Below are 20,138 nucleotides of genomic sequence, written 5' to 3'. Positions count from 1 at the left end.
CCATCCAACCCCACTCAAGACCGAGGAGACAACAATGAAACTCAAGAACCTGTTCGTGATCACCGCCGCCGCGCTGGCGGCCGCCCCGGCCCTGGCCGACATCAACGTCGGCGTGGTCGCCTCCCTCACCGGCCCGGCCGCCGCCCTCGGCGCCGAGACGCGCAAGGCCGTGTCGCTGTTCCCGGCCAGCGTCGGCGGCGAGAAGGTGAACTTCATCCTCCTCGACGACGCCACCGACCCCACCGCCGCCGTCAAGAACGTGCGCAAGCTGATCAGCGAGGACAAGGTCGACGCCATCCTCGGCCCCAACCTCATCAGCACCGCGGTGGCGATGGCCGACGTGGCCAACGGCGAGAAGGTGCCGATGGTCTCCGTCGCCCCCCTCGACGTCGCCGGCGACAAGCGCCACTTCGTGTTCCGCAGCGAGCCCTCCGCCGACCTGATGGTGCAGCGCGTGGTGGCCGACATGGTCGCCGCCGGCGTCAAGACGGTCGGCTTCATCGGCTTCTCGGACTCCTGGGGCGAGCTGCTGCACAAGGCCCTCACCAAGGCCGCCGAAGGCAAGATCACCATCGTCGCCGCCGAGCGTTACGGCCGCGCCGACCCGAGCGTGCAGGCCCAGGTGCTCAAGCTGATCAGCGCCAAGCCCGACGCGGTCTTCGTGGGCGCCTCCGGCACCCCCGCCGCGATGCCCCAGATCACCCTGCGCGAGCGCGGCTTCAAGGGCCGCATCTACCAGTCCCACGGCGTCACCAGCAAGGAGTTCCTGCGGGTCGGCGGCAAGAACGTCGAAGGCGCGCTGATCCCGGTCGGCCCGGTGCTGGTGGCCGAGCAGCTGCCCGACAGCCACCCCACCAAGAAGAACGCGGTGGCCTTCGTGCAGACCCTCGAGGGCAAGTACGGCCCGGATTCCCGCTCCACCTTCGCCGGTGCCACCTGGGACGCCTGGCAGCTGCTGCAGAACGCCATCACCGGCGCCCAGAAGGGCAAGGCCAGGCCGGGCACGCCGGAGTTCCGCGCGGCGCTGCGCGACGGCCTCGAGAAGACCAGCAAGCTGGTGGGCACCAACGGCGTCTACACGATGAGCGCCGGTGACCATGCCGGCTACGACGCCAGCGCGATCGTGATGATCAAGGTCGAGAACAACCACTGGAAGCTCGTCAAGTAAGGGCCTGGCCGGGGCATCCCGGCCGCCTTGCCGTCTTCCCGCACCGGCCTGCCCAGGCAGCGCCGGTGCGTCTGCACAGGAGTCCTCGATGGATGCCGATATCATTGCAATGCTCGGCCAGGACGGCGTCACCAACGGCGCCATCTATGCGCTGCTGGCCCTGGCGCTGGTGCTGGTGTTTGCCGTCACCCGGGTCATCTTCATCCCGCAGGGGGAGTTCCTCGCCTGGGGCGCCCTCACGATGGCGGCCCTCGAGGCCGGCCACTTTCCCGCCACCACCTGGCTGCTGGTCGGCTGCGGCGCGCTGACCCTGGCGGTGGACGTCTTCTCGGCCAGCGGCCGGCGCAGCATCGGGCGCTCCGTGCTGTGGAACCTGGCCTATCCGCTCGCGCTGGCGGGCGTGCTGCGGGTGCTGCCGCTGGCCGACCTGCCCACCGCTCTGCGGGTGCTGATCGCCCTGGCGATCGTCGTGCCGATGGGCCCGATGCTCTACCGGGTGGCCTTCCAGCCGGTCGCCGAGGCGCCGGTGCTGGTGCTGCTGATCATCTCGGTGGCGGTGCATCTGGCGATGGTCGGCCTCGGCCTGCTGATCTTCGGCCCCGAAGGCTCGCGCACCCAGCCCTTCAGCGACGCCCAGTTCGAGCTCGGTTCGCTGATGGTCGGCGGACATACGCTGGTGGTGCTCGGCGCGTCGGTGGTGCTGATCGTCGGGCTGTACCTGTTCTTCGACCGCACGCTCTACGGCAAGGCCCTGCGCGCCACCGCCATTAACCGCAACGGCGCGCGCCTGATGGGCATCTCGCCGGCGCTGGCGGGGCGGCTGACCTTCTTCCTGGCGGCGGTCATCGGCGTGTTGTCGGGCCTGCTGGTGGCGCCGATCACCACCATCTACTACGACAGCGGCTTCCTGATCGGCCTGAAGGGCTTCGTTGCCGCCATCATCGGCGGGCTGGCGAGCTACCCGCTGGCGGCGGGCGGTGCGATCCTGGTCGGCCTGCTCGAATCCTTCTCGTCCTTCTGGGCGAGCGCCTTCAAGGACGTCATCGTGTTCACGCTGATCATCCCGGTGCTGATGTGGCGCTCCCTGACTTCCCACCACGTGGAGGAAGAAGAATGAACGCAAACACCCAAACCCGCAGCCTGCCCGGCGGCGCATCGCGGCTCAGCCCCAGGCTGGTGCTCGGCGTGTTCCTGGCGCTGCTGGCGGTCGCGCCGCTGGTGCTGCCGGAGTTCTACGTCACGCTGCTCAACTACGTGGGCCTGTCGGCGCTGGTGGCCCTCGGGCTGGTGCTGCTGACCGGCGTCGGCGGCCTCACCAGTTTCGGGCAGGCGGCCTTCGTCGGCCTTGGCGGCTACACCACGGCGTGGCTCACCACCGCCCAGGATCTGCCGGGCTGGCTGGCCTTCATCGGCGGCTCGCCGTGGTTGACCCTCGTCGCCGGGCTGGTGCTCACCGCCACGGTGGCGCTGGTCCTCGGCTCGGTGACTCTCAAGCTGTCGGGCCATTTCCTGCCCCTGGGCACGATGGCCTGGGGCATCAGCCTGTACTTCCTGTTCGGCAACATGGAGTTCCTGGGCGGCCACGGCGGCCTGTCGGGGATTCCGCCGGTGAGCGTGTTCGGCTACGCGCTGGCCGACAACGGGCAGTTCTACTACCTGGTCTGGCTCTTCGTGCTGGCGGCGCTGTTCACCACCCGCAACCTGCTCGACTCCCGCGAGGGGCGGGCGATCCGCGCCCTCAAGGGGGGCATGGTGATGGCCGAGGCGATGGGCGTCGACACCTCCCGCGCGCGGATGGTGATCTTCGTGATCGCCGCGCTGCACGCCTGTGCGGCGGGCTGGCTGTATGCCCACCTGCAGCGCTTCGTTAACCCCACTCCCTTCGGCCTGCACATCGGCATCGAATACCTCTTCATGGCGGTGGTCGGCGGGGCAGGGCAGGTGTGGGGCGCGCTGGTGGGCGCCGGCGTCATCACCGTGCTCAAGCAGTGGCTGCAGGATGTGCTGCCCAAGGTGTTCGGCAGCGCCGGCAACTACGAGGTGATCATCTTCGGCGTGATGATGGTGATCGTGCTGCAGCGCGCCCGCGACGGCCTGTGGCCACTCATCGCCGGGCTGGTGCCGGTGCGCGAGGCGCAGAAGACCATCGACCCCGCCGCCGCGCCGCTGCCCAGGAAGCCGCAGCCGCCGATGGGCGAGACCATCCTCGAGGCGAAGGCCGTGACCCGCAAGTTCGGCGGCCTCGTCGCCAACAACAACATGAGCCTCTCGGTGAAGGCCGGCGAGATCCTGGCGCTGATCGGCCCCACCGGCGCCGGCAAGAGCACCATGTTCAACCAGCTGTCGGGCGTCGACACGCCCACCTCGGGCGACGTGCTGTTCCGCGGCCGCTCGGTGGCCGGCCACCGCTCGCGGGAGATCGCCGGGCTGGGCATGAGCCGCACCTTCCAGCACGTGCGCCTGCTGCCCAGGATGACGGTGCTCGAGAACGTCGCCATCGGCGCCCATCGTCGCGGCGGCAAGGGCGTGCTGCCCGCCGCCTGGCGCCTCGACCGCGAGGAGGAGGCGCGCCTGCTGCGCGAGGCGGCGATCCAGGTGGAGCGTGTCGGGCTGAAGGACTTCATGTTCGCCGAGGCGGGCAGCCTGGCCCTGGGCCAGCAGCGCATCCTCGAGATCGCCCGCGCCCTGTGCTCCGACCCCTGCCTGCTGCTCCTCGACGAGCCGGCCGCCGGCCTGCGCCTCAAGGAGAAGCAGGCCCTCGCCGAGTTGCTGCGCCGCCTCAAGTCGGAGGGCATGGCGGTGCTGATCGTCGAGCACGACATGGACTTCGTGATGAGCCTGGTGGATCGGGTCGTCGTGATGGAATTCGGCGAGAAGATCGCCGAGGGCCTGCCGGAGGAAATCCAGAAGAACCCGGCCGTGCTCGAAGCCTACCTGGGAGGTGTCTGAGATGGCCCGCAACGTACTCGAAGTCAATAACCTCTCGGTGGCCTACGGCAAGGTCGAGGCGGTCAGCAACGTGAGCCTCAGCGTGGGCGAGGGGCGCATCGTCACGGTGATCGGCCCCAACGGCGCCGGCAAGACGACCACCCTGTCGGCGATCATGGGCCTGCTGCCGTCCCGCGGCGAGGTGGCCTTCGACGGCAGCATCGAGCAGGTGCCGGAGGTCGAGCGGATGGTCGTGCGCGGCATGAACCTGGTGCCCGAGAAGCGGGAGCTGTTCGGCTCGATGAGCATCGAGGACAACCTGCTGCTGGGCGCCTTCCAGCGCCACCGCAGCGGCAAGCGCGACCACCTGGAGACGATGGAGGAGGTGTATGCCCTGTTCCCGCGCCTCAAGGAGCGCCGCCTGCAGCAGGCCGGCACGATGTCCGGCGGCGAGCGCCAGATGCTCGCGGTGGGCCGCGCGCTGATGGCCCGCCCCAAGCTGCTGATGCTCGACGAGCCCAGCCTCGGCCTCGCGCCGCTGATCGTGCGCGAGATCTTCCGCATCATCGCCGAGCTGCGCCGCCGCGGCGTGTCGATCCTGCTGGTCGAGCAGAACGCCCGCGCCGCGCTGCAGGTGGCCGACTACGCCTACGTGCTCGAAAACGGCGGCATCAAGATGCACGGCGAGGCCAGCGCGCTGCGCGACGACCCGCGCGTGATCGAGAGCTATCTCGGCCTGGGCAGCAAGCACCAGGAACTGCTGTCCACCTGAAAGACCACGGGAGACCCCACATGGAAGCCCTGCGCATCATCTCCGAAGAGCACCAGTCGCTCGCCTCGATCCTGCACGCCATCCGCTTCATGCTGAAGGAGGTCGGCGCCGGCCGCCTGGCGCCGGACCTCAAGCTGTTCCAGGCGATGGTCCATTACCTCGACGCCTACGCCGAGCAGCGCCACCACCCCCGCGAAGACCCGCTCTTCGCCCGCCTCGCCGGGCGCAGCCCGGAGGCCGCCGGGGCCCTGGCGCAGCTCGCCGCCCAGCACGCCGCCGCCCCCGCGCGGATCGCCGCGCTGCAGCAGGCCCTTGACCGCTACGTGGCCGACCCGGCCGGCTTCGAGCCCTTCGCGAAGGCCTTCGACGACTACGCCGACTTCTACCGCTCGCACATGATGCTCGAGGAGAGCGCCGTGCTGCCGCTGCTGCGCACCCACCTCGGCGCCGCCGACTGGTCCGCTGCCGAAGCCGAGTTCGAGGCTGACATGGCGTCCCGCGACCTGGCCGGGCACGAGGATTTCGCCGGCCTGTTCTCGAAGCTCGTAGACTGCGCGCCCGCGCCCATCGGTTTCGGCCCGCGCCCCTTCGGCGGTTGAAGCGCCGGGCGGCCCGACCCACCCATTCCTCCCTCCCCCCCACAAGGAAGACACCATGACCACCCAAGCGCCTGCCATCACCGAAGCCGCCACCAGCCGCTTCGTCCGCATCCAGGAGGGCGACCTCGACCTGCAACTGCACTACAACGACTGCGGCGAGGGCGCCGAGACCGTGGTGATGCTCCACGGCTCCGGCCCCGGCGCCAGCGGCTGGGCCAACTTCAACCGCAACATCGAGCCGCTGGTGGCGGCCGGCTACCGGGTGATCCTGATGGACTGCCCGGGCTGGAGCAAGAGCGACCCGATCGTTTGCACCGGCTCCCGCTCCGAGCTCAACGCCCGCGCCCTCAAGGGACTGCTCGACGCCCTCGGGCTCGACAAGGTGCACATCATCGGCAACTCGATGGGCGGCCACAGCGCCGTGGCCTTCGCGCTGTTCAACCCCGGCCGGGTCGGCAAGCTGGTGCTGATGGGCGGCGGCACCGGCGGCCCGAGCCAGTTCGTGCCGATGCCTACCGAGGGCATCAAGCTGCTGCAGGGCCTCTACCGCGACCCGACCATCGAGAACCTCAAGAAGATGATGGCGGTGTTCGTCTTCGACACCAGCAGCCTCACCGAGGCGCTCTACCAGGCCCGCCTCGACAACATGATGTCGCGCAAGGACCACCTCGAGAACTTCGTCAAGAGCCTGGCCGCCAACCCGAAGCAGTTCCCCGACTACGGCCCGCGCCTGGGTGAGATCACCACGCCGACCCTGGTCATCTGGGGCCGCGACGACCGCTTCGTGCCGATGGACGTGGGCCTGCGCCTGCTGTGGGGCATGCCCAACGCCGAGCTGCACATCTTCAACCGCTGCGGCCACTGGGCCCAGTGGGAGCACGCCGACAAGTTCAACCGGATGGTGCTGGATTTCCTTGGGAACTGAGCGAGGCCCTCGCGCCAGGCGCTGGAACTCCCGCCGCGTGGGGCCTGTTTGGCCTTTGGCGGGCTGGGTCAGGGGGGCGCTGCTTGTGTGTTGCGGTTCGCTGGTGGGGACCAAGGGTTTTCCGTTGTTTGGCGTTTCGTTGGCCGGGTCCCGGTTCCACGGCCGGGTTTGCACACCCGGCCGGCTTCGGCGGCGCGAAGTGGTGCTTCGCGAAACCCCGCCTACGCCCAGCGGGCGGGTTACTTCTTTGCCTACTTTCTTGGCGACGCAAGAAAGTAGGGCGCCCGCCGGGGCGCGACCCGGCCAATGTGACGCCAAATAAAGGAAATCCGCTGGTCCCCATCAGCGATCTGCAAACAAGTGGGTTTGGAAACTCAGCCGTGGAACCGCAGCCCCCGTCCCCATAATCCGCACCCGGCGGCTTTCATGGTAATTTCCGCAGCCCATCACCCGAGGCCAGCGCCATGAAACTCCTCCGCCCGATTTCCTTAATCCTGCTGCTCGGGTTTGCCCGCCTCGGGGCGGCCGAGGGGGCGATGCCGATGACCGAGCTGACCGTCGGGATGTACCGCATCGAGGCCGAGGTGGCGGCGACGCCCGACCACCGCATGGTGGGGCTGATGAATCGCCGCAGCATGCCGGCCAACCACGGCATGCTCTTCGTCTTCACCGAGCGCCGGGCCCACTGCATGTGGATGAAGAACACCCTGCTGCCGCTGTCGGTGGCCTTTCTGGACGAGCAGGGCCGCATCCTCAACATCGAGGACATGCAGCCCCAGACCGAGGACAACCACTGCGCCGCCCGGCCGGCGGCCTTTGCGCTGGAGATGAACCAGGGCTGGTTCCGGCAGAAGGGCATTGCGCCCGGGGCGCGGATCGGCGGCGTCGAGGCCCTCGCGGGCCGGGCGCTGTAGCCTGCAGGAGGCCGGGCCCGGGCGTACCGCGGAGCGGCAGCCTCTCAACGAAACGCAGGGCCCAGGAAACGCAGGGCCGCCCCAAGTTTTCTTGACCCCCGCGGGGGGCGGGCTGGGCGAAGCCCGGCCCTGGGGGCGCTCATATCGCGGCCATCGCCTCGACCTCGACCCGCAGCCCTTCGAAGGCCAGCCGTTCGACGCCCAGCAGCGAGACGGCGGGCGGCTTCTCGGCGTCGAAGTAGCCCGAGCGGATCTCGCGGATGCGGGTGCAGTCCTCGGGCTTCAGGTCGGTCACGTAGATGTGCACATTGACCAGGTTCTGCAGCGTGCAGCCCTGGGCTTCGAGGGCGATCCTGAGGTTGTCGAGGGTGCCGACCAGCTGGGCGTCGAGGTCGCCCGGGTGGCGTACCTTGCCGTCGACCCCGCAGTCCACCTGCCCCGACACGAAGACCAGCCGCTGATGGCCGCTGATCGAGAAGGTCTGGCTGAAGGCCTTGCCGGTGAAGAGCTGGGGCGGGTTGATCGCGATGCGTTCCATGGGCTGTCTCCGTTGGGGTGAGGGATGTCCCGGGAGTATGCCGCCCCGGGCCGGCGCTGGCCATCGGGGCGGGCGCTCCCGCCGGACGGAAAAACGGCGCGACCGGAGCCGCGCCGTCGTGAGGGCGGCAGGCCAGCCTCAGGCGGTGAGTTCGAGCAGCTTGCCGAAGGCGGTGGCGAACTGGGCCAGGCCGTCCTGCTGCAGGCGCTCGCCCAGCGCGTCCAGGTCGAGGCCGAGGCCCGCCAGCGCGGCGAGGTGGGCGGCGGCCGCGTCGGCGTCCTGGGCGACGGTGTTGCCGGTGACGTTGCCGTGGTCGATGAAGGCTGCCAGGGTGGCGTCGGGCAGGGTGTTGACGGTCTCCGGCCCGATCAGCGGCTCCACGTACATGAGGTCGGGGTAGGCCGGGTTCTTGGTGCCGGTGCTGGCCCACAGCATGCTTTGCGGGCGGGCGCCCTGGGCGGCGAGGGGCGCGAAGCCTTCGCCGTGGAAGCGGGCGAGGTAGCGCTGGTAGGCCTGGCGGGCCAGCGCGACGCCGGCCTTGCCGCGCAGGGCGAGGGCCTCGGGGGTGCCGATCTCGTCGAGCTGCTTGTCGATCAGGCTGTCCCAGCGGGACAGGAAGACGCTCGCCACCGAGCGCACGCGGGCGACGTCGCCCCCGGCGGCGGCGAGCGTGTCGAGGCCGCGCTGGTAGGCGCCGGCCACCGCATCGACGTGGGCGAGGGAGAACATCAGCGTGACGTTGAGGCTGACGCCCTCGGCGGTGAGGGTTTCGATGGCGCGCACGCCGGCCGCGGTGGCGGGGATCTTGACCAGCAGGTTGTCGCGGGCCACCGCGGCGCGCAGGCGGCGGGCGGCGGCCACGGTGCCGGCCTCGTCGTCGGCCAGCGCCGGGGAGACCTCCAGGCTCACGTAGCCGGCGTCGCCCTGGCTGGCCTCGAAGACCGGGCGGATGACGTCGCAGGCGCGCTGCACGTCCTCGACCACCAGCCGTTCGTAGCGCGCTTCGGCGCCGAGGGAGGCGTCCAGGGCGTCCAGCGCCGGGCGGTAGTCGTGGCCCTCGGCGATGGCCTTGTGGAAGATCGCCGGGTTGGTGGTGACGCCGGCGACGCCCAGCTCGATGAAGCGGGCGAGCTCGCCGGAGTTGATGAGGGCGCGGGACAGGTTGTCGAGCCAGATTTGCTGGCCGGCGGCACGGGCGGCTTGGATCGGATTCATGGGTCGGGCCTTGCGGTGGGTGGATCGGGTGAGCCTGCAATTCTGGCTGAATATGCAGGCTGGCGAAAGTGACGGATTACCTCGGCGGCCAGTGGATCTCGAAGTGGCCCGGCTGGGCGCCGGGCTTCGCGGCGCCGCCGGCGATGGCGGGCAGCCGGCGCAGCAGGTCCGGGTCGCCGCTGAGCTGGCCGTCGAAGCGGGGCAGGCCGCGATAGGCCGCTTCGCCCTGGCCGCTGGCGTTGATCGGGCCGGCGAGGGTCTGCAGGTTGAAGCGCAGGGCGCCGGCTTCGGCATTGATCTGCACCCGGTAGTCGCCGAAGGCCCGGCCCGGGAAGAGCGCGCTGCCGGCGCCGCGCCACAGCAGGCTGGCCTCGCCGCTGCAGCGGCCGTCGGCGGGGCACTGCCAGCGGGGGGACGCCAGGCTCAGGTCGCCCTGCCAGCCGGCGCGGGCGAGGGGGTGGGGCACCGCCGCCAGGGCCGGCCCAGCGGGCACGTGGAGCGCCAGGCCGCTGAGGGCCAGTCCGCCGGGGCCGAGCTCGACGTGGGCGAGGGGGCTGCCGCTGGTCGAGAAATCCCAGCCCATTGCGAAGCGTGCCAGCGCGCCGCCGTCGAAACGCCAGGCCAGGGGCAGCCAGGGGGTCAGGCTGCGCCCGCCGGCGTCACGGCTGGCGAGGATTCCGCGCCCCTGCCACAGGCTGCCCTCGGCCTGCTGGAGGATGAGGCCGCCGCCGCTGAAGTGGCCGAGCAGTCCGCCCAGCAGCGCAGCGGGGGCCTTGACGACGGCGAAGCCGATGGCGAGGGCGAAGAGGGCGAGAAGCTTGCGGATCATCGTGGGGCCGTGCCTCAGCCGTCGTGCTGCACCAGCACCGCGTCGATGCTGGCGGCGCTGCCCTGGCCCTGGACTTCGAGGCGCTGCACCCGCAGCCCCTGGTCGCGCTGGAGGGCGGCCAGCCAGTCCACGAAGGCGTCGAGGCCGGCCTGGCCCTTGACCTGCAGGCCGTCGCCGCTGGCCTGCAGCACCAGCCCGAGGCCACGGCTCTTGGCCGAGGCCTGGGCGGCCTCCAGCAGCGCCGGGCCGGCAGCCCGCGGGGTGGCCGTCTCGCCGCGCAGGCGGGTGATCTCGGTGGCGGCCTCCTGGACCTGTTCGAGCTGGGCCTCGGCCCGGGGCAGGCTGCGGGCGAGGCGGGCGCGTTCGCCGCGGCTCCAGTCGAGCAGGCCGACGACGAGGCCGATTGCCACCACGCCGCCGGCCAGCAGCACCAGCCGGCGCTCCCGCGGGCTGATGGCCTGCCAGGCCTGGGTGAGGCGGGCGAGGGGCGAAAGGGGAGAGGCAGGGGCCGCGGCGGCCTTGGCTTGGGCGGGGGCGTTCATTGCAGGGTCTCCCGGCGGAGCAGCAGATGGGTGGAGGCACCGTCGCGGCGCAGGTCGGCGAGCAGGCCGCGGGCGGTCAGCAGGCCGACGACGGCCTCGGCGCGGGCTGCGGCGGGGCCGTTGAGGGTGAGGTCGAGCCGGCCGTCCTCGTAGCGCAGGGCGGCCACCCCGCCGGCGGCGTCGGTGCCGAGGGCTTCGGCGGCCTGGGCCAGCAGCGCGAGGGCGTCGTCGTCGCGGAGCAGGCCGTGGCGGGCGCGCTCCAGGTTGAGCTGCTGGCGCATCTGGGCCGCCGGCGCGACCACCGGGCCGTTGGGGAAGCTGCTGCGGTAGATGCGCTCGATGCGTTCTTCGATGCTGTCCTGCTGGTGCCTGAGCCACAGCACTTCGCCCACGCCGACCACGAACCACAGGGCCAGCGCGCCGACGCCGAGGGCGGCGGCCGGGGCCAGCCGGCCGAGCCAGCCGCCGCCCTGCTCGCGGAAGGCGAACTCGCCGTGGAGCAGGTTGGCCACCTTGCCGGCGGCGCCTTCCCACCACAGGTAGGGCGCGCCCGGGCGGATGTCGAGGGCGGCCTCGGCCTGCAGCGCGGCGAGGTCGGGGGCCGGGCAGCCGGGGGCGAGGTGCAGCGCGACGTGGGCCGGCGCGGTATTGGCGGCGCGGGCGGTGGCGGCCTGGGCGGCGAGCAGCGGGGCGAGGAGCTCGGCATCCAGCGCGACGCCGGCCTCGGCGCCGCTGCGCAGGATCGCACCAGCCGCCGACAGGCTGAGCTGCCAGGCCTCGCCGCCGGACGGCGCGGTCTGCACCTCGGCCAGCATCCGGCGCGGCGGCCGGCCGATGGCGGCGAGCTGGGCGGTGATCTGGCGCAGGCGCTCGCGGGCGACGACCAGCACGCCGGTGAGCTTGCGCTCGCCGTCGCCAGCCGGGCGGCGGTGGCTGACGGTGAGGTGCTGGGTGTCCGGGTCTTTCAGCAGGCGGTCTTCGAGGGCGTAGGCGAGCAGGCGCGGCAGGTCGGCGCGCTTGGCGCGGGGCAGCGGCACCTCCAGCCACAGGCACTGGGGGCCGGTGAGCACCACCTCGCACTCGGCGGCGGCGGGCCAGTGGCGGGGCTCGGAGTGGCCCTCGGAGACGGGCCGCCCGTCGGGGCCGAGGAGCACCCACGGGCAGTCGGGCCGGGTGGGCCATTGTTCGTCGATGGCGAGGAGGAGGCGGTGGCTCATAACAGTTTCTGCCAAACGATGGTCGGCCAGTTCTGGCTGCGGTCGAGGAGCACTTCCATGCGCACCATGGCCACGCCGAAGCGGGCGCGGCCGGTGACCAGGAAGTGGCGGCTGGTGGTGGCCAGGCGCGCGGTGTCGGGGTCGGCGTCGGGGCTGCGCGACTTGAGGCGGGCCTCGAAGTCGGCGATGTCCTTGAACCAGGCGCGGCCCCGCTCGGCCACCAGGGCCCGGGCGGTGTCGAGGCCGAGGCCGGGGGTCGCGGCGGCCAGCACTTCGGCCGGCGCGGTGTTGACGTTGATCCGGCTGCCGGCGGGCAGCGCGGCGACGAAGGGGGTGAGGCGGGCGACCAGCTCGGGCGTGAAGCCGCGGACCTGGGCCAGCTCGGCCACAGCCGCGAGGGGGCCGTTGGTGGGCCGGCGCGGCGGGGTCTGGGCGCCGTACCAGGTGGATTCGGCGCCGCCGGGCAGGCGCGGTTCTTCGTCGGCGTCGAGCCAGTCGAGGAGCGCCGCGCGGAGGTCGAGGGCCTGGCTGTCGCCCACGCCCAGGATGGCGAGCAGGCGCAGGAACTGGTCCATTTCGCCGAGGTCCGGCCCGTCCGCCTGGACCAGGTTGTTGAGGTTGATGCGGCCCGACTGTTCGCGGATCTCGCCGGCCAGCTCGCCCTCTTCGACCGGCGTCGGCGGCACCTGCACGGCCCAGGCTTCCCCGAGGTGGTCGACGGTGCTGCCGCGGGCGTCCTCGGCCAGCACGTTGCGGGCCCAGTCCACGGCGCCGCGGGCGAGCTGGCGGGCCTGGGCCTGGTCGTGGCGGCCGGTGACCTGGTCCATCGCCACGCCGAGGTCGCCTACCGCGGCGGCGGCGAGGCCGGCGACGAGGGCCACCGTGAGGAGGGCGAGGATCACCGCGGCGCCGCGCTGGCGGGCCCGTCGGAGCGGGGTGGGGGCGGCGCGGCGCATCAGCGGAGGGCGATGAAGCGGGTCAGGGTGCCGTGGTCGGCGAGCTCCAGCTCGAGGATCACCGCCTCGGGCAGGGCGCCGCGGCGCTCGCCGGGGGGCCAGGCGTCGACCCGGTTGCCGCCGCTGAGGAAGCGCCAGCGCACGTCGCGTACCTTGTCGAGCAGGGGTTCCACGGCGGGCTCGCCGAAGGCGTCGCGGCCGCTCCAGCGCAGCCAATCGAGGCGGCCGTCCACCAGCCGGTAGCCGACCCGGCGCACCCCGCGGGTGTCGTCGAGGCGCAGGAACTGCAGCTCCGGCCCGCCGCCGGCGGCGCGGGTGAGGAGCATCGCCGGGCTGGCCTGGGGGCTGGCGGAGCCGGCCTCGGCGGCGGGGGCGACCACCTGGAGCAGGTCGGTGTCGATGCGCTGCATCGCGCGGCCGATGCCGCGCCAGCGCTCGAAGTTTTCTTCGAGGCGGGTGCGGCTGGTGCCGACCTCGGCGAGGGCCCGGTAGGAGAGCACGCCGAGCACCGCGAAGATGGCCAGTGCCACCATCAGCTCGATGAGGGTCAGGCCGCGCTGGCGGCGGGGCGGGCGGGCGCTCATTGCAGCGGCCTCGCTACGTAGCCGGTGAGGCGGGCGATGGCGTGCTCGCCGGATTCCGGCGCGAATACGCTCAGGTCCACCCGCCGGAACAGCGGGTTGGGGGTGGTCTTGACCTCCTCGCGCCAGCGGTAGCTGCGGCCGGCCTGCTCGGCGCTGCCTTCGCTCACGCCCGGCTGGGGCCAGGCGCCGGTGGCGCGCAGCTCGGCCAGGCGGTTTTCGGCGACCCAGTCGCCCAGGGTGCGCTCGCGCAGCTCGGCGGCGGACTGCGCGGTGACGCCCAGCGCGCGGAAGGCGGCGCTCAGGGCGATGGCCAGGATCGCCAGGGCCACCAGGGTCTCGAGGAGGGTGAAGCCGCGCTGGCGGCGGGCGGCGCTCATCGGGCGGCGGCGCCGGCCAGGCTGAGGAGGACTTCGCCGTTGGCCCGGCCGGTGAAGCGGGCCTCGCCGCCGGGGGTGGTGACGCGCAGCTCGTATTCGGGGGGCTGGGTGCCGAACTGCAGGCGCCGGCTGGCGCCGTCGGGCTGGCCTTCGAGGCGCAGGCCGGCCCAGGCGAGGCCGGGGGGCAGGGTGCGGTCGGTGAACACCGGCGGGTCGATGAGGGGGCGCCAGTTGTCGTCGGCGTCGAGGGCGGCGAAGCGGTAGCCGTCGGGCAGCAGCTCGATGGCGATCGGCCGCCCGCGCACGCTGGCCCGGTCGGCGCTGGCCTCGAGCACGAGGCGCAGGCGGCGCAGCGCCTGATCGGCGTCGCGGCCGCGCAGGCTGTCGATGCCGAGGGTGATGCCGGTGGCCATCACGCCCATGATCACCAGCACCACCATCACCTCGATGAGGGTGAAGCCGGCGGAGCGCCGGACGGCGCGCGGGGGGCGGGTCGGGGCTATCTCCCGGCTCCGGGGCGCTGCGAGCGGAGGCGCCCCCGAGGGGGCGCGTGCTGCCGACGGCATCGGGGGCTCACAGGCTCCAGGAGCCGATGTCCGCGTCGAAGCCCTCGCCGCCGGCGATGCCGTCGGCGCCGAAGCTCATCACGTCCACCTCGCCCTTGAGGCCGGGCAGCACGTACTGGTAAGGCTTGCCCCAGGGGTCGACGGGCAGCTTGTCGAGGTAGGACTTCCAGTTGTCGGGCACCGGCGCGGCGGTGGGACGGGTGACCAGCGCCTGCAGGCCCTGCTCGGCGGTGGGGTAGCGGCGGTTGTCGAGCTTGTAGAGCTTGAGGGCCTGCATGATGGCCGAGATGTCCTGCCTGGCGGCGACCACCCGGGCTTCGTCGGGGCGGCTCATGACGCGGGGCACGACGAGGGCGGCGAGCACGCCGAGGATCACGATGACGACCATCACTTCGATGAGGGTGAAGCCGCGGCTACGGGCAAGGGCAGGGCGTGCGGAGGTGCGTTGCATGGCGGTTCCTTATTTCATCAGGGTGTTGATTTCGATGATCGGCTGCATCACCGCCATCACGATGAGCAGCACGAAGCCGCCCATCGCCAGGAGCAGTACCGGCTCGAGGAGCGCGGTGAGGGTGGCGGTACGGTTTTCGAGTTCGGCCTGTTGCAGGCGGGCGGCGCGGTCGAGGAGCTCGTCGACCCGGCCGGTGGCCTCGCCGTTGGCGATCATGTGGATCAGGAGCGGCGGAAACTGGCGGCTGGCGCCCAGCGCCCGGGACAGGGGCTGGCCCTCGCGGACCCGCTCGGCGGCGGTGGCGACGGCCTCGGCCAGGGGCAGGCGGCTGATCACCTGGCGGCCGGCGTCGAGGGCGGCGAGCAGCGGCACGCCGCTGCCGGCGAGGATCGACAGGGTGCTGGCGAAGCGGGTGGCGTCGAGCGTGCGCAGGTGGCGGCCGAGCACCGGCAGGCGCAGCAGCCAGGCGTCCCAGCGGCGCTTGACGCTGCGGTCGCGCAGCGCCGCGCGGCCGGCCAGCAGCCCGCCGGCAATGGCCAGCACCAGCAGCCAGCCCCATTCGCGCAGCAGGGTGCTGACGACGATCAGCGCCCGGGTGAGCAGCGGCAGGGCCTGTTTGCCCTGCTGGAACACCGACACCACCTGGGGCACCACGTAGGTCATCAGGCCGACGATGACCAGCAGCGCGACACCGGCGACGATGGCCGGGTAGAGCAGGGCATGCAGCGTTTTGGTGCGCAGGGCGTGGCTGCGGTCGAGGTAGTCGGCGAGCTGGTTCATGACGCGGGCCAGCTCGCCGGACTTCTCGCCCGCCGCCACCGAGGCACGGTACAGCGTGGAGAAGGCCTGGGGGTAGCGGTCCAGCGCCGCGCGCAGGCTGTAGCCGGCGAGGATCTCGGAGCGCACGCCGGCCAGCAGCTGGCGCAGGCCGTCGGTTTCGGCCTGTTCAATGAGGGCCGCGAGGGCCTGCTCGACGGTGAGGCCGGAGGCGAGCAGGGTGGCCCACTGGCGGGTGAGCAGGGTGAGGTCGGCCTGCTTGAGGCGCCGGCGGGTGCCGCGGCCGCCGCCGGACTCCTGGGCCACCGGGGCGACGTCGAGGGGGAACAGCCCGCGCTCGCGCAGCAGGCCGCGGGCGGCCTTGCCGGTGTCGGCTTCGAGGACGCCGGCGGTCTCCTTGCCGGCCGGGTCGACGGCGCGATAGCGGAAGGCGGTCATGGGCTCAGTCGCGGGTCACGCGCAGCAGCTCTTCGGCCGAGGTGACGCCCTCGGCGACGAGGCGCAGGCCGTCGTCGCGCAGGCTGTGGGCGCCGTGGGCGCGGGCGTGGGCGCGCAGCCTGGCCTCGTCGGCGCCGGTGTGGATGAGGCGCTCGACGGCGTCGTCGGTGGTGATGAGCTCGTAGATGCCGGTGCGGCCGGCGTAGCCGGTGCGGCCGCAGGCGGGGCAGCCGGGGGCGCGCCACAGGTGGGCGGGCGTGCCGGGGCCGAGCAGGGCGCGGTCGGTGTCGGTGGCGGGCTCGGGGGTGCGGCAGGCCGGGCACAGCCGGCGCACCAGGCGCTGGGCGAGCACGCCGCGCAGGGTGGAGGCGAGCAGGAAGGGCTCGACGCCCATGTCGATCAGACGGGTGACCGCCGAGGCGGCGTCGTTGGTGTGCAGGGTGGCGAGCACCAGGTGGCCGGTGAGGCTGGCCTGGACGGCGATCTGGGCAGTCTCGAGATCGCGGATTTCGCCGATCATGATGACGTCCGGGTCCTGGCGGAGGATCGCCCGCAGCGCCCGCGCGAAGCTGAGTTCGATCTTGGGGTTGACCTGGATCTGGCCGACGCCGGGCAGGTCGTATTCGACCGGGTCTTCGACGGTGACGATGTTGCGGCTCTTGGCATCCATGCCCTGCAGCGCGGCGTAGAGCGTGGTGCTCTTGCCGGAGCCGGTGGGGCCGGTGACGAGGAGGATGCCGTGGGGCTGGTCGAGCAGGCGGGCGAAGGGCTCGACGGTGGCCGGCGCCATGCCCAGGCTGTCGAGGCTGCGCTGGCCGCTGCCCTTGTCGAGCAGGCGCAGTACGATGCGCTCGCCGTGGGTAGTGGGCAGGGTGGACACCCGCACGTCCACCTGCCGGCCGGCCAGCCGCAGGGCGATGCGGCCATCCTGCGGCAGGCGCTTCTCGGCGATGTCGAGGCTGGCCATGATCTTGATCCGCGAGGCCATCGCGGCGTGCAGCGCGCGGTGGGGCTGGGCCACGTCGACCAGCACGCCGTCGCGGCGGAAGCGCACCACCGAGTGGCGCTCGTAGGGCTCGATGTGGATGTCGCTGGCGGCCTGGCGCACGGCCTGGGTGAGCAGCGCGTTGATCATGCGGATGATCGGCGCGTCGTCCTGGGTTTCGAGGAGGTCTTCGACCGCCGGCAGCTCGGTCATGAGCTGGGTGAGGTCGACCTCCTGGCCCACGTCGGCGACGACCTCGGCGGCGTTGCCGTCGGCGCCCGAGTAGGCTTCGGCCAGGCGCGCCTCGAAGGTGGCGCGGGAGACGTTCTCGATCTGCAGGGGCAGGCCCAGGCTGCGGCGCACCTCGGCCAGGGCCTCGAGGCTGGCGCCCTCGCGCAGCAGCAGCTGGGCGTGCTCGGCCCCCTGCCCGGCGACCAGGATGCCGTGGGCCTTGGCGAAGGCGTAGGGCAGGGCCGGCGCGCTCATGGGGCGAGTCCGGCGGCGGGCGGCAGCTGCGGCGGAGTGACCGGCACGTTGTAGGGCACGGCCGGGGGCGGGCTGCCGGGGGGCGGCAGCAGCGGCGCGCCGGGCTCCTTGCGCATCAGGCGGTCGGGGTTGTCGAAGTCGCGCTGCTGGCCGATGACGTAGTTGTAGCGGTCGGACGACAGGCCGGCGATGCTGGCCGCGTCGCGCAGGATCACCGGGCGCAGGAAGACGATCAGGTTAGTCTTGCCGCGCTTGCGGCTGTCGTAGCGGAAGAACTGTCCGAGGTAGGGGATGTCGCCCAGCAGCGGCACCTTCTCCTGGCCGCCGCTGTAGGTGTCCTCGACGAGGCCACCGAGGGCGATCACCGCGCCGTCGTCCACCAGCACGGTGGATTCGATGCTGCGCTTGGTGGTCGACGGGCCGGTGGTGCTGGTGGCGGTGGATTCGATGACCGCCGAGGCTTCCTGGTAGATCTGCAGGCGCACGGTGCCGCCTTCGGAGATCTGCGGCTTGACCTTGAGGGTGAGGCCGACGTCCTTGCGTTCGACGGTGGTGAAGGGGTTGGCGGTGGCGGTGGTGCCCGTGGTGGCGTAGGAGCCGGTGGGGAAGGGCACGTTGCGGCCGACGACGATCTTGGCCTCTTCGTTGTCGAGGGTGACCAGGTTGGGCGTGGACAGGATGTTGGCCCGGGTGTCGGACTCGAGGAAGCGGGCCAGCATGTTGAGGTTGGCGATCTCGCGGCCGCCGACGCTGACGGTGCCGCTGCCGAGCACGAGGTTGAGGCCGTTGCCGGGGAGTACCGTGGAACTGCTGTTGGCGAGGCCCGCGGCGAGGTTGAGGATGTTGTTGCCGCTGGAGCCGAAGCTGGTGCCGCCGTAGGCGGTGGTGCTGCCCACCTTGCCGGCCTGCCACTGGATGCCGATCTCGGCGGCCTTCTCGGTGCTGACCTCGGTGATCAGCGCTTCCACGTACACCTGGGCGCGGCGCTTGTCGAGCTGGTCGACCACCTTGCGCAGGTTGTTGTAGATGGCCTCGGGCGCGGTGATGATCAGCGAGTTGGTCATCGGGTCGGCCTGCACGATGCCATTGCCGGTGGCCCCGGTGTTGCCGGTCTGGCTGCTGAAGGACGGCGTGGCGCCCATTGTGCCGGTGGTGCTGCCGGTGGTGGTGCCGGCCTGGGTGGGTGCGAAGCTGCTGCCGGCGGTGCCCGTTGGGTTCTGGCCCAGGCTGCCGGCTTCGCCGCTGATCACCGCGCGCAGGGTCTGGGCGACCTTAACGGCTTCGGCGTTCTTGAGGTACACCACGTGGATGTTGCCGGCGGCGCCGGGCTTGTCGAGGTTGGCGACCAGCTGGCGCACCGCGTTGAGCTTGGACGGGTTCTCGGAGCGGACCAGCAGGCTGTTGGTGCGCGGGTCGCCGATCACCGAGATGCGCTGGCTGGCGTCGCCGCCCACCCCGCCGCCGGCCACCCCCGCGGTGGTGCCGGCGACACCGTCGGCGAGCAGGCGGGTGACGGTCTGGGCCAGGTCGAGGGCCGAGGCGTGCTGCAGCGGGATCACCCGCATGTCGCCCTGGGGCACGTCGATGGACTCGACGATCTGGGCGATGCGGCCGACGTTCTCGGCGTAGTCGGTGACCACCAGCGAGTTGTTGCCCGGGTAGGCGGTGACGGTGTTGTTGGGCGACACCAGCGGGCGGATCACCGGCACCAGCTGGCTGGCGGATTCGTGCTTGAGGTTGAAGATCTGGGTGGTCAGGCGGTCGCCGCCGCCGGCGCCTTTGCCCTTGCCCACCGGCACCGCGTGGAGCTTGGCGTCGGCCTCGGGCACGATCTTGGTGACCCCGTCGCCCTCGACCGCCGCGTAGCCCTGCAGGCGCAGCGCCGAGAGCAGGATCGAGTAGGTGAGGTGGCGGGCCACCGGGCGGGCGGTGACGATGTTGAGGGTGCCCTTCACGCGCGGGTCGATGATGAAGTTGCGCCCGGAGATCTTGGAGATCGCCTGGATCACCCCGCCGATCTCGGCATTGACGAAGTTCAGCGATACGGGCTCGCCGCTCGCGCTGCTGCCGTTGTCGGCGGCCAGGGCCTGCGGGGTGCTGGGCAGCAGGCCGGTGGCGAGGGTCAGGGCGAGGCTGGCGGCGATGGCGCGGCGGGCGAACCCCGGGCGGCGGCGGGCTGGTGTCATGGGCTGGGCGTGGGCGGCTGGGCCGGAATGCGGATCGGGAAGCCGGGAGCGAGGTTGCGCTGGGCGGCGTCGGGACGTTGGTCGGTGGTGTCGCCGCCCAGCTCGATGGAGGAGGGCGGGGTGGCCGGTGCGGCGGAGGCCGGCAACGGCGCCGGCATGGCGGGGGGCGGGCCCCCGGCGGACGGGCTGCCGTCGCCGCTGCGGGGGGCGAGGGCGACGGTCTGGGTGGCGCCGCCCGAGGCGATGTCCACCGCGTCGGCACGGACCCGCGCGAGGGTGCTGCCCGCCTGGATGGGCTGGCCTTCGACGAAGCCCTGCTGGGCGCCGCCATCGATGCTCAGCACGGCCCAGCCGGGGCGGCCTTCGGCGCCGGTCACGACGGCGTGTAGGGTGTAGCGGCTGGCGACTGCCGCGGCGGCGGCCTGGGGCGCATCGGCGCCCTGGCCCATGAGGCGGCGGCTGGCGATGGCCTGGGCCGCCGCCTGGGGCGCGGCCTGGGTGGCCACCGGCAGGGCCGGCACCCGGGGGGCGTTGAAGCGCCAGAACAGGTCGGCCGCGACCCAGGCCGTGACGGCCAGCGCCAGGCCCCAGGCGAGCAACGGCGCCAGCCGTGCGGCACGGGGCCAGGGCAGGCGGGAGAGGTCGGGGCGTTCGGGGAGCTTCATCGGGTTGGCGGCGCAAAGGG

At 72.3% G+C, this 20,138-nt stretch carries 21 protein-coding genes; 7 read left to right on the top strand and 14 right to left on the bottom strand.

Annotated features, from left to right (window positions below; translation table 11 throughout):
* Positions 1-34 precede the first annotated feature (34 nt).
* The 7 genes from ACE3OU_RS02725 (at position 35) to ACE3OU_RS02695 (ending at position 7,306) form a co-directional block, all read left to right on the top strand.
* Positions 35-1,168 (top strand): ABC transporter substrate-binding protein, encoded by a 1,134-nt coding sequence (locus tag ACE3OU_RS02725; RefSeq protein ID WP_374239996.1) that lies wholly within the window; start codon positions 35-37, stop codon positions 1,166-1,168.
* Positions 1,169-1,256: 88 nt separating this feature from the next.
* A complete protein-coding gene (locus tag ACE3OU_RS02720) occupies positions 1,257-2,285 on the top strand; it encodes a branched-chain amino acid ABC transporter permease (RefSeq protein WP_374239995.1) in 1,029 nt (342 codons plus the stop codon).
* Positions 2,282-4,117, top strand: coding sequence for an ATP-binding cassette domain-containing protein (locus tag ACE3OU_RS02715; RefSeq protein ID WP_374239994.1), 1,836 nt, complete (start codon positions 2,282-2,284; stop codon positions 4,115-4,117). Before ACE3OU_RS02720 ends, ACE3OU_RS02715 begins: the two co-directional genes overlap by 4 nt.
* Position 4,118: 1 nt before the next feature.
* The gene (locus ACE3OU_RS02710) at positions 4,119-4,868 is read left to right on the top strand and encodes an ABC transporter ATP-binding protein (RefSeq protein WP_374239993.1); all 750 of its coding nucleotides are present in this window, start codon (positions 4,119-4,121) and stop codon (positions 4,866-4,868) included.
* Positions 4,869-4,888: 20 nt separating this feature from the next.
* On the top strand, positions 4,889-5,467 hold the full coding sequence (locus ACE3OU_RS02705) for a hemerythrin domain-containing protein (RefSeq protein ID WP_374239992.1): 579 nt from the start codon (positions 4,889-4,891) through the stop codon (positions 5,465-5,467).
* 55 nt (positions 5,468-5,522) lie between these two features.
* Positions 5,523-6,392 carry an alpha/beta fold hydrolase gene (locus ACE3OU_RS02700; protein ID WP_374239991.1) on the top strand — a complete coding sequence of 290 codons (870 nt, stop codon included), beginning with the start codon at positions 5,523-5,525 and terminating at the stop codon, positions 6,390-6,392.
* A 464-nt stretch (positions 6,393-6,856) separates the two neighbouring features.
* On the top strand, positions 6,857-7,306 hold the full coding sequence (locus ACE3OU_RS02695; RefSeq protein ID WP_374239990.1) for a DUF192 domain-containing protein: 450 nt from the start codon (positions 6,857-6,859) through the stop codon (positions 7,304-7,306).
* 139 nt (positions 7,307-7,445) lie between these two features.
* On the opposite strand, the gene ACE3OU_RS02690 is transcribed toward ACE3OU_RS02695, so the two are convergent.
* The 14 genes from ACE3OU_RS02690 to ACE3OU_RS02625 form a co-directional block, all read right to left on the bottom strand.
* Positions 7,446-7,844, bottom strand: a complete 399-nt coding sequence (locus ACE3OU_RS02690; protein WP_374239989.1) for a RidA family protein — start codon at positions 7,842-7,844, stop codon at positions 7,446-7,448.
* Positions 7,845-7,982: 138 nt separating this feature from the next.
* Positions 7,983-9,059: a transaldolase gene (tal, locus tag ACE3OU_RS02685; protein WP_374239988.1), complete on the bottom strand. Its 1,077-nt coding sequence runs from the start codon at positions 9,057-9,059 to the stop codon at positions 7,983-7,985.
* Between the two features lie 76 nt (positions 9,060-9,135).
* Positions 9,136-9,888: a type II secretion system protein N gene (gene gspN, locus ACE3OU_RS02680; RefSeq protein ID WP_374239987.1), complete on the bottom strand. Its 753-nt coding sequence runs from the start codon at positions 9,886-9,888 to the stop codon at positions 9,136-9,138.
* Positions 9,889-9,902: 14 nt separating this feature from the next.
* Complete coding sequence (gene gspM / locus ACE3OU_RS02675) at positions 9,903-10,430, bottom strand: type II secretion system protein GspM (RefSeq protein WP_374239986.1); 528 nt, start codon at positions 10,428-10,430, stop codon at positions 9,903-9,905.
* Positions 10,427-11,647 (bottom strand): type II secretion system protein GspL, encoded by a 1,221-nt coding sequence (gspL, locus tag ACE3OU_RS02670; protein WP_374239985.1) that lies wholly within the window; start codon positions 11,645-11,647, stop codon positions 10,427-10,429. Before gspL ends, gspM begins: the two co-directional genes overlap by 4 nt.
* On the bottom strand, positions 11,644-12,603 hold the full coding sequence (gene gspK, locus ACE3OU_RS02665; protein WP_374239984.1) for a type II secretion system minor pseudopilin GspK: 960 nt from the start codon (positions 12,601-12,603) through the stop codon (positions 11,644-11,646). Before gspK ends, gspL begins: the two co-directional genes overlap by 4 nt.
* On the bottom strand, positions 12,603-13,187 hold the full coding sequence (gene gspJ, locus ACE3OU_RS02660) for a type II secretion system minor pseudopilin GspJ (protein WP_374239983.1): 585 nt from the start codon (positions 13,185-13,187) through the stop codon (positions 12,603-12,605). Before gspJ ends, gspK begins: the two co-directional genes overlap by 1 nt.
* On the bottom strand, positions 13,184-13,564 hold the full coding sequence (gspI, locus tag ACE3OU_RS02655; protein WP_374239982.1) for a type II secretion system minor pseudopilin GspI: 381 nt from the start codon (positions 13,562-13,564) through the stop codon (positions 13,184-13,186). The genes gspJ and gspI overlap by 4 nt, the downstream gene beginning before the upstream one ends.
* Complete coding sequence (locus ACE3OU_RS02650; RefSeq protein ID WP_374239981.1) at positions 13,561-14,130, bottom strand: prepilin-type N-terminal cleavage/methylation domain-containing protein; 570 nt, start codon at positions 14,128-14,130, stop codon at positions 13,561-13,563. Before ACE3OU_RS02650 ends, gspI begins: the two co-directional genes overlap by 4 nt.
* A gap of 7 nt (positions 14,131-14,137) precedes the next feature.
* On the bottom strand, positions 14,138-14,581 hold the full coding sequence (gspG, locus tag ACE3OU_RS02645; protein ID WP_374239980.1) for a type II secretion system major pseudopilin GspG: 444 nt from the start codon (positions 14,579-14,581) through the stop codon (positions 14,138-14,140).
* A gap of 9 nt (positions 14,582-14,590) precedes the next feature.
* Positions 14,591-15,796 carry a type II secretion system inner membrane protein GspF gene (gspF, locus tag ACE3OU_RS02640; protein WP_374239979.1) on the bottom strand — a complete coding sequence of 402 codons (1,206 nt, stop codon included), beginning with the start codon at positions 15,794-15,796 and terminating at the stop codon, positions 14,591-14,593.
* A 4-nt stretch (positions 15,797-15,800) separates the two neighbouring features.
* The gene (gspE, locus tag ACE3OU_RS02635) at positions 15,801-17,267 is read right to left on the bottom strand and encodes a type II secretion system ATPase GspE (RefSeq protein WP_374239978.1); all 1,467 of its coding nucleotides are present in this window, start codon (positions 17,265-17,267) and stop codon (positions 15,801-15,803) included.
* A complete protein-coding gene (gene gspD / locus ACE3OU_RS02630; RefSeq protein ID WP_374239977.1) occupies positions 17,264-19,453 on the bottom strand; it encodes a type II secretion system secretin GspD in 2,190 nt (729 codons plus the stop codon). The genes gspE and gspD overlap by 4 nt, the downstream gene beginning before the upstream one ends.
* Positions 19,450-20,118 (bottom strand): type II secretion system protein N, encoded by a 669-nt coding sequence (locus tag ACE3OU_RS02625; protein WP_374239976.1) that lies wholly within the window; start codon positions 20,116-20,118, stop codon positions 19,450-19,452. The genes gspD and ACE3OU_RS02625 overlap by 4 nt, the downstream gene beginning before the upstream one ends.
* Positions 20,119-20,138: the final 20 nt, after the last annotated feature.

Source organism: Zoogloea sp. (assembly GCF_041908905.1).
Taxonomy (GTDB): Bacteria; Pseudomonadota; Gammaproteobacteria; order Burkholderiales; family Rhodocyclaceae; genus Zoogloea.
Note: the sequence above shows the minus strand (reverse complement) of the source record. Positions and strands in the feature narration are given on the sequence as shown.

Excerpts from the sequence above, each read along its gene's own strand:
- ACE3OU_RS02725 (WP_374239996.1), top strand. The coding sequence starts at position 35 with ATGAAACTCAAGAACCTGTTCGTGATCACCGCCGCCGCGCTGGCGGCC.
- ACE3OU_RS02720 (WP_374239995.1), top strand. The coding sequence starts at position 1,257 with ATGGATGCCGATATCATTGCAATGCTCGGCCAGGACGGCGTCACCAAC.
- ACE3OU_RS02715 (WP_374239994.1), top strand. The coding sequence starts at position 2,282 with ATGAACGCAAACACCCAAACCCGCAGCCTGCCCGGCGGCGCATCGCGG.
- ACE3OU_RS02710 (WP_374239993.1), top strand. The coding sequence starts at position 4,119 with ATGGCCCGCAACGTACTCGAAGTCAATAACCTCTCGGTGGCCTACGGC.
- ACE3OU_RS02705 (WP_374239992.1), top strand. The coding sequence starts at position 4,889 with ATGGAAGCCCTGCGCATCATCTCCGAAGAGCACCAGTCGCTCGCCTCG.
- ACE3OU_RS02700 (WP_374239991.1), top strand. The coding sequence starts at position 5,523 with ATGACCACCCAAGCGCCTGCCATCACCGAAGCCGCCACCAGCCGCTTC.
- ACE3OU_RS02695 (WP_374239990.1), top strand. The coding sequence starts at position 6,857 with ATGAAACTCCTCCGCCCGATTTCCTTAATCCTGCTGCTCGGGTTTGCC.
- ACE3OU_RS02690 (WP_374239989.1), bottom strand. The coding sequence starts at position 7,844 with ATGGAACGCATCGCGATCAACCCGCCCCAGCTCTTCACCGGCAAGGCC.
- tal (WP_374239988.1), bottom strand. The coding sequence starts at position 9,059 with ATGAATCCGATCCAAGCCGCCCGTGCCGCCGGCCAGCAAATCTGGCTC.
- gspN (WP_374239987.1), bottom strand. The coding sequence starts at position 9,888 with ATGATCCGCAAGCTTCTCGCCCTCTTCGCCCTCGCCATCGGCTTCGCC.
- gspM (WP_374239986.1), bottom strand. The coding sequence starts at position 10,430 with ATGAACGCCCCCGCCCAAGCCAAGGCCGCCGCGGCCCCTGCCTCTCCC.
- gspL (WP_374239985.1), bottom strand. The coding sequence starts at position 11,647 with ATGAGCCACCGCCTCCTCCTCGCCATCGACGAACAATGGCCCACCCGG.
- gspK (WP_374239984.1), bottom strand. The coding sequence starts at position 12,603 with ATGCGCCGCGCCGCCCCCACCCCGCTCCGACGGGCCCGCCAGCGCGGC.
- gspJ (WP_374239983.1), bottom strand. The coding sequence starts at position 13,187 with ATGAGCGCCCGCCCGCCCCGCCGCCAGCGCGGCCTGACCCTCATCGAG.
- gspI (WP_374239982.1), bottom strand. The coding sequence starts at position 13,564 with ATGAGCGCCGCCCGCCGCCAGCGCGGCTTCACCCTCCTCGAGACCCTG.
- ACE3OU_RS02650 (WP_374239981.1), bottom strand. The coding sequence starts at position 14,130 with ATGCCGTCGGCAGCACGCGCCCCCTCGGGGGCGCCTCCGCTCGCAGCG.
- gspG (WP_374239980.1), bottom strand. The coding sequence starts at position 14,581 with ATGCAACGCACCTCCGCACGCCCTGCCCTTGCCCGTAGCCGCGGCTTC.
- gspF (WP_374239979.1), bottom strand. The coding sequence starts at position 15,796 with ATGACCGCCTTCCGCTATCGCGCCGTCGACCCGGCCGGCAAGGAGACC.
- gspE (WP_374239978.1), bottom strand. The coding sequence starts at position 17,267 with ATGAGCGCGCCGGCCCTGCCCTACGCCTTCGCCAAGGCCCACGGCATC.
- gspD (WP_374239977.1), bottom strand. The coding sequence starts at position 19,453 with ATGACACCAGCCCGCCGCCGCCCGGGGTTCGCCCGCCGCGCCATCGCC.
- ACE3OU_RS02625 (WP_374239976.1), bottom strand. The coding sequence starts at position 20,118 with ATGAAGCTCCCCGAACGCCCCGACCTCTCCCGCCTGCCCTGGCCCCGT.